This window comes from Tepidibacillus sp. LV47 (assembly GCF_048381575.1).
Taxonomy (GTDB): domain Bacteria; phylum Bacillota; class Bacilli; order Tepidibacillales; family Tepidibacillaceae; genus Tepidibacillus.
In genome coordinates this window covers 20,298-33,650 of the sequence record NZ_JBLWIF010000011.1, presented here as the reverse complement: position 1 = coordinate 33,650, position 13,353 = coordinate 20,298, and the positions used below count along the sequence as shown (strand labels likewise).

Annotated in this window: 11 protein-coding genes, 3 tRNA genes, 1 pseudogene and 1 riboswitch; all 15 genes and pseudogenes read left to right on the top strand. The window is 36.3% G+C overall.

What is annotated here, in order from left to right; translation table 11 throughout:
• The first annotated feature begins 68 nt into the window (after window positions 1-68).
• The 15 genes and pseudogenes from ACMW72_RS10955 (at window position 69) to ACMW72_RS10885 (ending at window position 13,270) form a co-directional block, all read left to right on the top strand.
• Window positions 69-145, top strand: a tRNA-Arg gene (locus ACMW72_RS10955).
• Window positions 146-153: 8 nt separating this feature from the next.
• Window positions 154-230: transfer RNA gene (locus tag ACMW72_RS10950), tRNA-Pro, on the top strand.
• 24 nt (window positions 231-254) lie between these two features.
• Window positions 255-328 (top strand) — tRNA-Gly (locus ACMW72_RS10945).
• Between the two features lie 93 nt (window positions 329-421).
• A riboswitch (TPP riboswitch) is annotated at window positions 422-537 on the top strand.
• A 294-nt stretch (window positions 538-831) separates the two neighbouring features.
• Window positions 832-948, top strand: a pseudogene (locus ACMW72_RS10940) (ABC transporter substrate-binding protein); the annotation flags it as partial.
• Window positions 949-998: 50 nt separating this feature from the next.
• On the top strand, window positions 999-1,754 hold the full coding sequence (locus ACMW72_RS10935; protein ID WP_418368877.1) for an ABC transporter ATP-binding protein: 756 nt from the start codon (window positions 999-1,001) through the stop codon (window positions 1,752-1,754).
• Between the two features lie 407 nt (window positions 1,755-2,161).
• Entirely contained in the window at window positions 2,162-2,968 is an 807-nt protein-coding gene (gene cdaA, locus ACMW72_RS10930) for a diadenylate cyclase CdaA (protein WP_418368876.1), read from the top strand.
• Complete coding sequence (locus ACMW72_RS10925; protein WP_418368875.1) at window positions 2,961-4,187, top strand: YbbR-like domain-containing protein; 1,227 nt, start codon at window positions 2,961-2,963, stop codon at window positions 4,185-4,187. The genes cdaA and ACMW72_RS10925 overlap by 8 nt, the downstream gene beginning before the upstream one ends.
• A 5-nt stretch (window positions 4,188-4,192) precedes the next feature.
• Window positions 4,193-5,860: an NAD(P)/FAD-dependent oxidoreductase gene (locus tag ACMW72_RS10920; protein WP_418368874.1), complete on the top strand. Its 1,668-nt coding sequence runs from the start codon at window positions 4,193-4,195 to the stop codon at window positions 5,858-5,860.
• Complete coding sequence (gene glmM, locus ACMW72_RS10915) at window positions 5,830-7,170, top strand: phosphoglucosamine mutase (RefSeq protein ID WP_418368873.1); 1,341 nt, start codon at window positions 5,830-5,832, stop codon at window positions 7,168-7,170. Before ACMW72_RS10920 ends, glmM begins: the two co-directional genes overlap by 31 nt.
• A gap of 398 nt (window positions 7,171-7,568) precedes the next feature.
• Complete coding sequence (glmS, locus tag ACMW72_RS10910; RefSeq protein ID WP_418368872.1) at window positions 7,569-9,404, top strand: glutamine--fructose-6-phosphate transaminase (isomerizing); 1,836 nt, start codon at window positions 7,569-7,571, stop codon at window positions 9,402-9,404.
• Between the two features lie 592 nt (window positions 9,405-9,996).
• Window positions 9,997-10,875 carry an NADH:flavin oxidoreductase gene (locus ACMW72_RS10905; protein ID WP_418368871.1) on the top strand — a complete coding sequence of 293 codons (879 nt, stop codon included), beginning with the start codon at window positions 9,997-9,999 and terminating at the stop codon, window positions 10,873-10,875.
• Between the two features lie 114 nt (window positions 10,876-10,989).
• Window positions 10,990-11,817 carry an NAD(P)/FAD-dependent oxidoreductase gene (locus ACMW72_RS10900; protein WP_418368870.1) on the top strand — a complete coding sequence of 276 codons (828 nt, stop codon included), beginning with the start codon at window positions 10,990-10,992 and terminating at the stop codon, window positions 11,815-11,817.
• A gap of 11 nt (window positions 11,818-11,828) precedes the next feature.
• A complete protein-coding gene (locus tag ACMW72_RS10895) occupies window positions 11,829-12,422 on the top strand; it encodes an alpha/beta fold hydrolase (RefSeq protein WP_418368869.1) in 594 nt (197 codons plus the stop codon).
• 384 nt (window positions 12,423-12,806) lie between these two features.
• On the top strand, window positions 12,807-13,085 hold the full coding sequence (locus ACMW72_RS10890; RefSeq protein ID WP_418368868.1) for a ribonuclease H-like YkuK family protein: 279 nt from the start codon (window positions 12,807-12,809) through the stop codon (window positions 13,083-13,085).
• Window positions 13,070-13,270 (top strand): ribonuclease H-like YkuK family protein, encoded by a 201-nt coding sequence (locus ACMW72_RS10885; protein WP_418368867.1) that lies wholly within the window; start codon window positions 13,070-13,072, stop codon window positions 13,268-13,270. Before ACMW72_RS10890 ends, ACMW72_RS10885 begins: the two co-directional genes overlap by 16 nt.
• Window positions 13,271-13,353 lie beyond the last annotated feature (83 nt).

The window sequence follows — 13,353 nt, the reverse complement described above, 5'->3', positions numbered from 1 at the left end:
GTATCGCCTTGCCAAGGCGAGGGTCGCGGGTTCGAATCCCGTCGTCCGCTCCATTTTTATTGCAATGTGCGTCCTTAGCTCAGCTGGATAGAGTGTCTGACTACGAATCAGAAGGTCGGGAGTTCGAATCTCTCAGGACGCGCCATCCTGATACGGGGTGTGGCTCAGCTTGGTAGAGCACCTGGTTTGGGACCAGGGGGTCGCAGGTTCAAATCCTGTCACCCCGACCATTAAAATGGAATATTCCTTATCGAGCGGGTGTAGTTCAATGGTAGAACTCCAGCCTTCCAAGCTGGCGGCGTGGGTTCGATTCCCATCACCCGCTCCATTTTTTTATAATCATTATTTGCTAAACACTTTTCAAGTTGCAATTTTTACATTCTAGTGCTAACATAGCTATAATCAATGATAATAAAAAGTGAATATGAAAATGGGGAGCTTGAGAGCTCTTGCTGAGAGGGTATTCTGTTTATAATACCGACCCATATAACCCTATCTGGGTAATGCCAGCGTAGGGAAACTGTTTATTGTACATATATATTTGATTTCTTTTGCTGGCCTAATGGGTCAGCTTTTTTATTAAAAATTTTACAATTTGAAAGGATAGAGGGTTTAAATGCCTGTAATTAATCTTAGTTTTCAAGTCATTCTAAAAGTTCCAGATGTAGATACCTGATTATCCGAAGGGAGTTACGATAGAAGAGAAGATAAGAAAGTATCCGAGTTGATTGAATGAAGAAGATCAAAAACCTTTTTCTAGCCTTTTTATGATTGTTTTTAGTCTTTTGCTATGGGAATTCTTCGTGAGATTATTTCAAGTTGAAATTTGGAGTAATGGGAAAATATAATGCTGATTTTAATAAAGTGGAATTTTTGACGGTAGGAGATGCAGATTTCTTTGCGATCGCCAAACGTGATGTTGACTTTGAGTGGATTTATTATGGATGGAGAAAGCCTATACAAATGAATTTTTACCGAAAAAATAGGGATGGAGGAAGATGACTACCTTTAAATTAGAACTAAAACAAATCTGCAAGGAATACCCATTACAAAATGGAAGTTTTAAGACATTAGAAGATATTTCGATGCAAATTAAAAAAGGTGAATTTGTTTCGATTATCGGCCCTAGTGGGAGCGGGAAAAGCACTTTGTTTAATATCATCAGCGGCTTGGAACCTCCCACAAAGGGGGATATTTTGCTTGATGGCAAGTCGATTAAGAATAAAAAAGGCTTTGTCAGTTATATGCCGCAAAAGGATCATCTTTTACCCTGGAGAACAGTTTTGGATAATGTGATTTTAGGAATGGAGATTAAAGGGATACCAAAAGCTAAGGCAAGGGAAAAAGCTTTAGAACATCTTGACGTTTTTGGGCTAAGTTCATTTGCTTATGAATATCCCTCAGCATTATCTGGCGGAATGAGACAAAGGGCAGCTCTTCTTCGTACGATCTTATTAGATAACAATGTATTATTATTAGATGAACCGTTTGGTGCTTTAGATGAAATGACAAGAATGAAAATGCAACATTGGTTACTAGAAATTTGGGAGAAATATCATCACACGATTCTCTTTGTTACTCATAGTATTGATGAAGCGGTCTATCTATCTGATCGTGTCTATGTTTTTTCTCATCGTCCAGCCCGAGTAAAAGAGATAGTCGAGATTGATTTGCCTCGACCAAGAGATCCTAGCATGATTACAGGAGAGAATTTTTCCCGATTAAAAAAAAAGCTTTTGACTTTACTTAGTTAAGAATAATTTAGATTTCGCTTCTAATCATCCTCTCTTTTTTCATATAAAACTTTCCTTACTTTTATTTAGTTTGATTTTATTCATAGGAATTTTTTATGCAGGTTGCGAAAAGAATATTATGAAAAACATGCATTTACGGACGAGAATAAAAAGGAATTGCAAAAACAAACCATCGATTTAAAAGAATTAGAAAATGCAAATATGAGTCTGAATTAAAGGATACAAATTGGGTACCAAAAATGGTACCCTTTTATCATAGATAAAAATTTCGATAAAAACGATAATAATGAAATCAAAAAAGAGAAAAATCCCGTTTTAAGTTAAATGGAAGAAGGATAGGAAAGGTGAATTAGCGAATAAGTTTAAAACATATACTAGGGATAATCGGTTATTGGAGGACAAAGAAGATGGATTACATCTTTAATATATTAGACGATGTTGTCGATATTTTATTAGTTAGTTATGTGATCTATAAATTGCTAATGCTTGTTCGAGGTACACGAGCGATCCAATTATTAAAAGGGATCATGGTTATCGTCGTCGCTTGGTTAGTTAGTACATATTTCGAATTAAGAACACTTCAATGGTTAATGTCGCAAGCTTTTACTTATGGTGTTCTAGCCATCATCATCATTTTCCAACCAGAATTAAGACGTGCACTCGAACAATTAGGAAGAGGAAGTTTTTTTTCACGATCTAGCCATTTCCAGGAAGAAGTGGTTACCAAGATGATCCATGAAATTGTTGAATCCTTCCGTTATTTATCGAAAAGGCGGATTGGGGCACTGATTGTGATTGAACGAGAAACAGGTTTAAATGATTATATTGAAACAGGAATTGATTTACATGCAACGGTAACTTCCCAATTGATTATTAATATTTTTATTCCCAATACGCCTTTACATGATGGAGCTGTGATTATCCGAAAAGGGCAAATTATGGCTGCTGCATGCTATCTTCCCCTTTCTGAAAATCCCTTTATCAGTAAGGAATTAGGAACGCGTCATCGAGCTGCAATTGGTGCTTCTGAGGTGTCTGATGCGATTTCCCTTGTTGTTTCAGAAGAAACAGGTCACTTATCTATTGCCATCAATGGGCAAATTGAAAGGGGTTTAACACCAGAACGGTTAGAGAAAAAGCTGCTAGAAGAATTACGACCTGTTGCAAAAACAACAAATTTATTCAGGTCAAAGAAAGGGGATCTTGATGGATAAATGGTTGAAGAATAATAATGTAGTCAAAGTTTTATCACTCATATTAGCAATCATGCTTTGGATGGTCGTTAATATGGGCCAAAAAACTAACCCTAGTTTAAATCCCATTGAACAAACAGAAAACACATATATATATGAAACCAATGTGATTCCAAAATATAATGAAGAATTATATGTTGTCGATGTTTTAACCAAAAGAGTAACCGTTATTTTAAAAGGGAGTCCAAACATAATCGGACAATTACGGGATGGCAAGATTTTTGATAAAGGCCAATTTTTTGTAGATCTAACCCCTTATAAAAAAGGAACCTATGATGTGCCGATCCAGTATACTGGTTTTCCAAGGGGCATCGATATTGAAATACAACCCCGAACATTAAAAGTAAAAATTGAAGAAAAACATCGGATAGAAATGTCTATTCTTGTTGACCAACTAGGAAAAGCTGCAGAAGGGTTCCAAACGGGTGAACCAATTGTTACCCCAACGAAAGTTCATATTGCAGGTACAAAAGATGAAGTAGAAGCTGTTGCCTTTGTTAAAGCTTTTATTAATGTAGAAAATGCCAACAAAATGATTATCGAGCAAGTTCCACTTCATGCCTTGGATAAAAAAGGAAATCCTGTGAAAGTGGAGATTACTCCACAAACAGCAGAAGTGAAAATTCCTGTAACCAGCCCATACAAAATCGTTCCCTTGACCTATAAAATGATTGATGAGCCAAAAACAGGATTGGCGATTGAATCGATTGATTTGAAAACGAAAGAAGTAACTTTATATGGTCCAAAAGATACGGTAAATAAATATGAAGTATATCAAGGTCCCAATGTTTCAGTTGCAAACTTACCATTAGGGAAAAATTTCGTTTCATTAAAAATCCCTGTTGCATCTGAATTATATAAAATCGAGCCAGATCAAATTCAATTGGAAATTACCATTGTGAAATCGAAAAAGAAAGACTTCGAAAATATACCCATTGATTTAAATGGATTAGGTCGAGGTTTGAAAGGAAAAGTAATTTCATCGAGAAATACAAGAATAACTTTAGAAGGAGCACCAAAGATCCTGGATTTGCTCCAAAATGATGATATTCAAGCTTTTGTTGATCTAACCAACTTGCCACCTGGGGAGCATGAGGTAGAGGTTCAATATAACGTGCCTTTATACACCAAGGTGATCAATGCAATAGAGAAAGTAAAAGTCCAAATTGTAAAGGAGTAAAATACATGGCCATTCGGATCTCGAACATCAAATTACCCCTTGAGCACACAGAAAGAGATTTAGTCGAAGCAATCGAAAAGAAACTCCGAGTTCCTTTAAAAAAAATAAAGAAGTACGAAATCGTAAAACGGTCCATTGATGCTAGAAGAGATGTCCGTTTCGTTTATCAAATTGAAGCTACATTAACCATCGACGAAAAAAAACTGGTTGAAAAATTACGTACACAAGATGTGCAAATTGTGAAAGAAAAAAAGAAAAAAGAATTAATTCCCGGGGATAAAGAATTACTTTATCCCCCTATTATCATCGGTGCAGGGCCTAGTGGTTTGTTTGCCGCATTGGAACTTGCCAAGCATGGTTATCGACCTTTGATTCTTGAAAGAGGTAAAGATGTTGAACGAAGAAGTAAAGACATTCTTCACTTTTGGCGTACAGGAGAGTTAAACATCCATTCCAATGTTCAATTTGGTGAAGGAGGAGCAGGTACTTTTTCTGATGGTAAATTAACCACTAGAATTAAAGACTCACGCATCGATCAAGTCTTTCAAACGTTTGTGGAAGCAGGTGCTCCAAAAGAAATCCTTTATGTTCATAAACCACATATTGGTACTGATAATTTGAAAAAAATCGTTTATAATTTACGTCAGCGACTGATAAAAATGGGAGCCATCATTAAATTTGATTCCCTTGTTACCAATTTGATCATCGAACATGGGAAAGTCGTTGCTCTTGAGGTAAATCATAAATACCAAATCCCTGCCCAAGTTGTCATTATGGCAATTGGTCATAGTGCAAGGGATACATATGAAATGCTTTACCAACAAGGGGTTAAAATTCAGGGGAAACCCCTAGCTATTGGCGCAAGAATTGAGCATCCCCAACAATTGATCAATGAGGCACAATATGGTCGTTATGCCAATGCTCCCCAGTTAGGAGCTGCTGATTATACCTTGGTAAAAAAGGCTGGAGAAAGTGATGATGACAGGGCTTGTTATTCTTTTTGCATGTGCCCTGGCGGAGTTGTTGTAGCTGCAGCTTCAGAAAAGGGAATGGTTGTCACTAATGGGATGAGTTATTATAGCCGTGCTTCTAGGGTGGCTAATAGTGCCTTAGTAGCTACTGTTTCTACCGATGATTTTAAGGGAGACGATCCTTTAGCAGGGGTACGCTATTTACGAAAATATGAGAAAAAAGCATATCAACTTGGTGGCGGTGGTTATAAAGCACCTGCACAAAAAGTAGGAGATTTTCTTGATGGAGTTCCTTCCAATGATTTTGCTGATGTTCCCTTTCGGCCTACTTATCGACCAGGGATCACACCAAGTGATTTACATTTTGCACTTCCTGATTTCGTTAGTAAATCATTAGAACAAGCAATTCTTGAATTTGGCAAAAAACTGCGGGGCTATGATTCAAGAAATGCGGTATTAACAGGAGTGGAAACAAGAACTTCTGCCCCTGTGCGCATTCCACGAAAAGACGACTTTCAATCGGAGAATGTAGAAGGTTTATATCCAGCAGGAGAAGGAGCAGGGTATGCTGGTGGAATTGTGAGTGCCGCTGTTGATGGGATACGGGTAGCCGAGCACTTAATTGAAACATATAGACGACCTAGGAAAGTTTTTGAGGAGGAAGATCTAGAATGGGAAAATATTTCGGAACCGACGGAGTAAGGGGTATTGCGAATCAAGAATTAACACCAGAACTAGCTTATCGTTTGGGAAGAGTTGGAGCCTATATTTTAACGAAAGAAACGAAAAAACCGACGATCGTTATCGGTCGAGATACGAGAATTTCAGGGGAAATGTTAGAAAGTGCAATGATTGCTGGGATGCTATCTATTGGGGCCAATGTGATTCGCTTAGGTATCATTACTACTCCTGGGGTAGCCTATTTAACGCGAATATTAAAAGCGAATGCAGGTGTGATGATCTCAGCTTCTCATAATCCAGTAGAAGATAATGGGATCAAATTTTTTGGTGCTGATGGTTATAAACTTTCTGATGAAACAGAACTTGAAATAGAATCTTATCTTGATCAAGAAGAGGATAATCTCCCACGTCCCATTGGCGGAGAAATTGGACGAGTAGAGGAGCGTTATGATGCCAAAGATATCTATTTAGAATATCTCAAAACCACTATTTCTCATCGTTTTGATGGCTTAAAGATTGTACTTGATACGGCAAATGGCGCTGCTTATGAGCTTGCTCCAAGATTATTTCAAGAATTAGGTGCAAAAGTTATTCCTTTATATCATCAACCAGATGGTACGAATATCAACGAAAATTGTGGCTCAACTCACCCAGAATCATTAAGACAAAAAGTGATTGAACATCAAGCCGATCTGGGACTTGCCTTTGATGGTGATGCGGATCGTTTAATTGCTGTGGATGAAACAGGTCGGATCATTGATGGGGATTTTGTGATGTTCATTTGTGGACAAGCAATGAGCGAAAAAGGGCAATTAAAAAAGAATACCATCGTAAGTACCGTAATGAGCAATCTAGGTTTTTATAAAGCGATTGAAAACCTTGGATTAAAAAGCGTCCAAACCAAAGTAGGGGATCGCTATGTAATGGAAGAGATGCGCAAAGAGGGATATAATCTAGGAGGAGAACAATCAGGTCATATTATCTTCCTTGATTACAACACGACTGGTGATGGAATCTTAACAGCGATCCAATTAGTCAATGTTTTAAAGGAGAAAAAATCATCATTATCACATCTAGCAAATCAGATGAAAAAATATCCCCAAGTGCTTGAAAATGTTAGAGTAGCGGATAAATCCAAATATGCGAATAATCCAGTCATTGAAAAAGCAATTCGTGAAGTGGAACAAAAATTAGGGGATGAAGGCCGAGTTTTAGTTCGCCCTTCAGGAACTGAACCATTAATTCGTGTAATGGCAGAAGGACCAGATGAGGATCAACTAAGAGATTATGTGAGTCAAATAATTCAAGTAGTCAAAAACGAATTATCGTGATATGATATAAGATGTTGTGTGGGAAGCAAATTGCTTCCCACATCATATAATATAGTGAATTGATTCATAGAGAGAAAGGAGGATAGAGGGAAAATAGAATAAAAAGCGCCTGAACTACAAGTACGGTTTACCATGTTCCTTGTAGTTGACGAGGATGAAGGTGATCGAATTATCGGCGGATGCCTTCCGGTAGACATGAATACCGTTAAAATAAAGCTAAAAAAGATAGGGCGACCTATCTGACAAAAGCTTTATTATCATGTACTTTCTATAAATGCTCTTTGTAAATTCTTTGGAATACAGAAGTAATACAGAAAGAAAACAAGGAGATGTCGGGGGCAAATCCCCTGATTATCAGAGATTTTGCCTCCGATAACAATAAGGAGGATATTACATCAATGTGTGGAATCGTAGGTTATATTGGTCAGCGTGAAGCTCAACCAATTCTGATAAATGGTTTAAAGAAATTGGAATACCGCGGTTATGATTCAGCTGGTATTGCCGTTTATGAAAATGGGGAAATCCGTTTACAAAAATCCGTTGGGCGCTTGAGCAATTTAGAAGAAAAATTAGCAAAAAGCCCAATGGAAGGGAGCTTAGGAATCGGTCATACACGTTGGGCTACCCATGGTCGTCCATCGGATATGAATTCCCATCCTCATATGGATGAAAGACAACAATTTGCTGTTGTTCATAACGGAATTATCGAGAACTTCCTGGAGATCAAAGAGGAGTTACTCAAAAAAGGGGTTACATTCAAATCAGAAACAGACACAGAAGTGATCGCTCATTTATTAGCGGATCTTTATGATGGAGATTTGGTTTCTACTGTTCGTAAAGCGGTTGCTAAAATGAAAGGAGCATATGCATTAGGGATTATTAATATCAATGAACCTGACAAATTAGTAGCCGTTCGTTTAGCGAGCCCTCTTGTAGTAGGACTTGGAGAAAATGAAAACTTTATCGCATCTGACATTCCAGCTTTGATCGAACATACTCGTGATGTCTATATCTTAAATGATGGGGAAATGGCGGTCATTACTGCCGATCGTGTTCAATTAATGACAACCACTGGTGAATTGATTGAACGTACACCATTCCATGTAGAATGGGATGTGGAAACTGCAGATAAAGGCGGTTATGACCATTACATGTTAAAAGAAATCCATGAGCAACCTCGTGCTTATCGAGAAACATTAAATTACCGAATTGATTACGAGAATCAGCGAGTGGATTTAAGCAAGGAAATTCGCTTAACAGAAGATGAGATTCGTGCTATTGATAAAATTCATATCGTTGCATGTGGTACTGCTTATCATGCTGGAATAGTGGGGAAATATGTGATTGAGCGTTTAGTTCGCATTCCAGTAGAAGTGGATGTCGCATCAGAGTATCGCTATCGTAACCCCCTTATTACGCCAAACACCTTGGTTATGGTCATTAGTCAATCGGGTGAGACCGCAGATACCCTTGCTGCTTTAAGAGAAGCTCAGAAATTAGGAGCAAAAGTATTAGCCATCACCAATGTGAATGGGAGTTCTGTGGCCCGTGAAGCAGACGAAGTATTACTTACTCATGCTGGTCCAGAGATTGCAGTTGCTTCAACCAAAGCTTATACTGCTCAATTGATTGCCATTTATTTATGGGGATTATATCTCGCTCAAATCCGTAAGACCCTAAGCAAAGAAGAAATCGCAAAATATATTCAAGCATTGAATCAATTACCTACACAAGCGGAAAAATTATTAGAGTTTGCCCCAACGATGAAACAATTTGCAGAGCGTTATGCTCACTATGAAGATTTATTCTTCATTGGCCGTAGTCTTGACTATGCCGTTTCCCTAGAAGGGTCACTTAAACTAAAAGAAATTTCTTACATTCACTCTGAAGCTTATCCAGCAGGGGAATTAAAACATGGGACATTAGCTTTAATCACGAATGATGTGCCTGTCATCGCCTTAGCAACACAAGAAGATGTATATGAAAAAATGGTAAGTAATATTAAAGAAGTTAATGCACGGGATGCTTATATCCTTGGGATTACCCTCGAAGGAAATGAAGAAGAATTAAGCAAATCTGTAAACGAAGTGATTGCAATTCCACGTACTATGCCATTACTAACACCAGCACTATCTGTGATTCCATTACAATTACTCGCTTATTATGCAGCTTTAGCCCGTGGAAACGATGTGGATAAGCCACGTAACCTCGCGAAGAGCGTGACGGTGGAGTAAAAATATTTTAAATATACTATTTATTGTATTTCCCATTTCTACCTTTTCCCCGTGCGAAAAAAGTGATACTAATTGGGATGAAATTAGGGAAAAGGATAAAGGATTAAGTCTTTACAGAATAACGAAGGGATAAGTGGTAGAGCCTTGATAAATGCGGGATTTACGCCACTTATCCCTTTTTCCTTTTATCCATGAACCCGCCCTTTTGGATCAACTTTTTTCACACAAATTAGAGCAGTATTTGAAAAATTATAGGAGAAATAATACTACTTCACAGAAAAACTTTATTTCCTCCCATAAAATCCCATGCTTATTTTATGCGGGCTTAAGGGGAGGGGAAGGGGTTTTTTTAAATTAACAGCGAACTTTATTATCTGGTAGAAATTAGGAGTGTTGGTGGAGTGGAGATTATTTTAAATATACAACATGCTTTTACATTCATATACAGTTAAAAATATTTTGATTTCTCTTAAGTTCATTTTATTCACATCATAAGTATTTACTTATATATTTTATAATATCATATTATTTTACTTATGTAAAAACAAGTTTTAAAATGTTATTAAAATGTTATATGGAAGAGATGTTTTATATGTTATTTAACGAAGGTAAAATTGGAAATATTAAATTGAAAAACAGGTTCGTTATGCTGCCTACAGTTACAAATCTATCTAACAGCGGCTTTGTAAGTGATAGAGAGCTGGAATATTATAACAGAAGGTCAAAAGATGTTTCATTAGTTATTGTAGAAGCAAGCTATGTAAATAAATTCGGCAAATTTTTTGCCAACCAGCTTGGCATAGATGATGATGACAAAGTAGAGGGTCTTAAGAAACTGTCGGATTTACTGCATAAAAATGATGCAAAAGCGGGTATACAGCTTGCTATGCATAATCCCAAATATAAGCCGTCAGATTTTACAAAAGGGCAGATACAGGATTTTGTTAAAGATTTTGCATATGCGGCAGTCAGGGCAAAGAATGCAGGATTTGACCTTATTGAGCTTCATTATGCACATGGTTGGTTTGTCAATCAATTTTTATCGCCGGATGTAAACAAAAGGAAGGATGAATATGGCGGCAGACTTGAAGGAAGGAGCAAGTTTGCTGTTGATATACTGAAAGAAGTTAAAAAACATGTTCCAGATTTAACTGTTATATGTAGAATCAATGCTAGTGATTTTACAGATGGCGGTTTTAGCATTGAAGAAAGTATAGAATTTGCAAAACTACTTGAAAGATACGGTGCTGACGGCCTTGATGTTTCAGCTGGAGTGGGTTCGACATCAGAATACCATATATCACCAATGGGTATAAAGGATAAACCTTTATTAGAATTTTTAAAGAAAATAAAAGAGAATGTGAATATACCTGTTATAGCAGCTAACAAACTTGGATTTGCAGGCGACTGGGAAGAAATATTAAATAACAATATAGCTGATTTTGTTGGCATTGCAAGAGGGCTTATCTGAGAGCCAGACTGCATCGCAAAATTAAGAGATGGCAACACCGATGATATAAGATATTGCATTCACTGCAATCAGGCGTGTATTGCATATATTTTAAAAGGTTTACCTGTGTCATGTATGATTAATCCTGAAGTTGGTAGAGAAAATGAATTTGATATTAAAACTGATAAACCTCTAAATATTGCTATAATTGGCGGTGGACCTGCAGGTATGTCTGCAGCAAAATATCTTGCGAAGAAAGGTCACAATGTCGAGTTATATGAAAAAGATAATAAAATTGGAGGACAGTTAAACGCTGCAAAAATACCGCCTCATAAAGATGAAATAGGCAGAGTTATAGAATATCTGAAAAGAGATTTAAAAAAATATAAAGTAAAAATACATTTAAATAAAAATATAACCTTAAATGATATAAAAGAAATGCCGTATGATAAATTTGTTATTGCAACAGGTTCTAAACCCGGAAAAATAGTTTTGGAAATGGATGTAAATTCTTATAATGCAATAGATGTTTTATATGGAAATTTACCAAGAGGAAATGATATTGCAATAATTGGAGGCGGTCTTACGGGTCTTGAAACAGCCGAATATCTTGCGAAAAAAGGCAAGAATGTAACAGTCTTTGAGGCTAAGGATGAGGTGGGAGAAGGAATATTCCCAATGATAAGAAAGCTGCTTTTAAACCGGCTTAAAAACCTTAATGTCAATATATTTACAAAAACTGTGATAAAAGAAATATCTGGTGGGAAAATCTTATATAGTGTTAATGGTGCTTATAAGGTATTAAAAGTTGACGACGTAGTTACGGCGGTCGGGAATTTACCTGATAAGGAATTTACGGAATTGACGAATGATGGAAGGTATTACTTTATTGGCGACTGTAAGAGCGTAGCTTCAGCAGTAGAAGCAATTAGAGATGGTGCAGAACTGTCACTTATAATTTAAGAGGTGATATTATGACTATATATGATGAATATATCGACATAAAAAATAGCAGAATCCATTATTTAAAAGCAAAAAATGATAATAGCGAAGGTACTGTAATTCTATTGCATGGTAAAAAGTATAATGCTTATGATTGGGTAAACTCAGGAATAATTGATAGATTGAATAATGAAGGATTTGAAGTGATAGCACTTGAACTTCCAGGATATGGTTTATCTGAGGATTTGAATTTAGAAAAAGAAGATTTTTTACATGAATTTGTAGTTCAATTAAATATTGAAGCATTTCATCTTGTAGGTCCATCTTTCAGTGGAGAAATATCTATAAAATTTGCACTTAAATATGGAAGTATGCTTAAAACTTTAACAATTATAGATAGTATAAATGTAGACAAATACGGGGAATTGTTAAAAAATATAAGAGCCAAAACACTGATTGTATGGGGTAAAAACGATGATATTGCGCCATATGAATTTGCAGGTATGTTGAAATATAATATTATTAATAGTACCTTATTCACATTTGATAATTTAGGCCATACATGTTACTTTGATGAGCCTGAAATATTTTCAGATGTGTTGATGAAATTTATAAAAACTTTTTAAAAATAATAGCGGTTTTGGCCGCTATTATTTTTGTATGAGTAAAATTATGAAAAGTATGATGCATTTTTCTGCGCCTATTGCAATGAATGGTTAGAATAAAAAACTCAAAAAACTCATGTTAAAAGTCATGGTGATAATGGGGTAGAAAACCTTATTAGACCCATGGCTTTTATTTTTAGATGGAAGGCTCAAGGGTAACTTTTCCCCTTTCATTCCCATTTTCATGGACATTAATTGCCAACATTTTTTTTAATGAGATACGAAATGGATCTTCTTCCCTTGCACTAGAATTGTTTATAATCTCGTGTGGTACCTTAGAATTAAGGAACCATATGATATAATCAAAGAGATTTACATTTTCGTGAAAAGGAGAGGTTAAATGGAATGCGTAGTATCACCTACGGGGAAGTCTCCTTTGAAAGAATGTGCCAAATTATAAGCAACTATATTTCTAATGATAAAGGACAGGAATATAAAATTTCAGTTGGAACCGATTCCCAAAATTTTGATTTAACAAAGACCGTGATTGTCGTTGCTGTGTGGAACGTTGGGAAGGGTGGAATCTTTTTTTACGATATTAAAAGAGTTCGCAAAATAACGAATCTAAGGCAGAAAATTTTTTATGAGACGAGTCAAAGTATAGAAAAATGGCAAGTAAATTAGCGTTGCATTTAGAACAAGAAGGTCGATTGTTTGAGATTGGGATTCATGTGGATGCAGGAGAGGATGGTCCAACTTCAAAGATGATTCCTGAAATCGTAAGTTTTGTAAATGCTTGTGGTTTTCAATGCAAGACAAAACCGGATTCTTATGCTGCTTCTTCAATCGCAAACAAACTTTCCAAATAACTGGCAATTCAACGAAAGATATTGTTGCTTGTAATTGGTTACAGAGATAAGTTGTAGTTTTTAGAATAGTTTAAAAAAAAGAA

Excerpts from the sequence above, each read along its gene's own strand:
- ACMW72_RS10935 (WP_418368877.1), top strand. The coding sequence starts at position 999 with ATGACTACCTTTAAATTAGAACTAAAACAAATCTGCAAGGAATACCCA.
- cdaA (WP_418368876.1), top strand. The coding sequence starts at position 2,162 with ATGGATTACATCTTTAATATATTAGACGATGTTGTCGATATTTTATTA.
- ACMW72_RS10925 (WP_418368875.1), top strand. The coding sequence starts at position 2,961 with ATGGATAAATGGTTGAAGAATAATAATGTAGTCAAAGTTTTATCACTC.
- ACMW72_RS10920 (WP_418368874.1), top strand. The coding sequence starts at position 4,193 with ATGGCCATTCGGATCTCGAACATCAAATTACCCCTTGAGCACACAGAA.
- glmM (WP_418368873.1), top strand. The coding sequence starts at position 5,830 with ATGGGAAAATATTTCGGAACCGACGGAGTAAGGGGTATTGCGAATCAA.
- glmS (WP_418368872.1), top strand. The coding sequence starts at position 7,569 with ATGTGTGGAATCGTAGGTTATATTGGTCAGCGTGAAGCTCAACCAATT.
- ACMW72_RS10905 (WP_418368871.1), top strand. The coding sequence starts at position 9,997 with ATGTTATTTAACGAAGGTAAAATTGGAAATATTAAATTGAAAAACAGG.
- ACMW72_RS10900 (WP_418368870.1), top strand. The coding sequence starts at position 10,990 with ATGATTAATCCTGAAGTTGGTAGAGAAAATGAATTTGATATTAAAACT.
- ACMW72_RS10895 (WP_418368869.1), top strand. The coding sequence starts at position 11,829 with ATGACTATATATGATGAATATATCGACATAAAAAATAGCAGAATCCAT.
- ACMW72_RS10890 (WP_418368868.1), top strand. The coding sequence starts at position 12,807 with ATGCGTAGTATCACCTACGGGGAAGTCTCCTTTGAAAGAATGTGCCAA.
- ACMW72_RS10885 (WP_418368867.1), top strand. The coding sequence starts at position 13,070 with ATGGCAAGTAAATTAGCGTTGCATTTAGAACAAGAAGGTCGATTGTTT.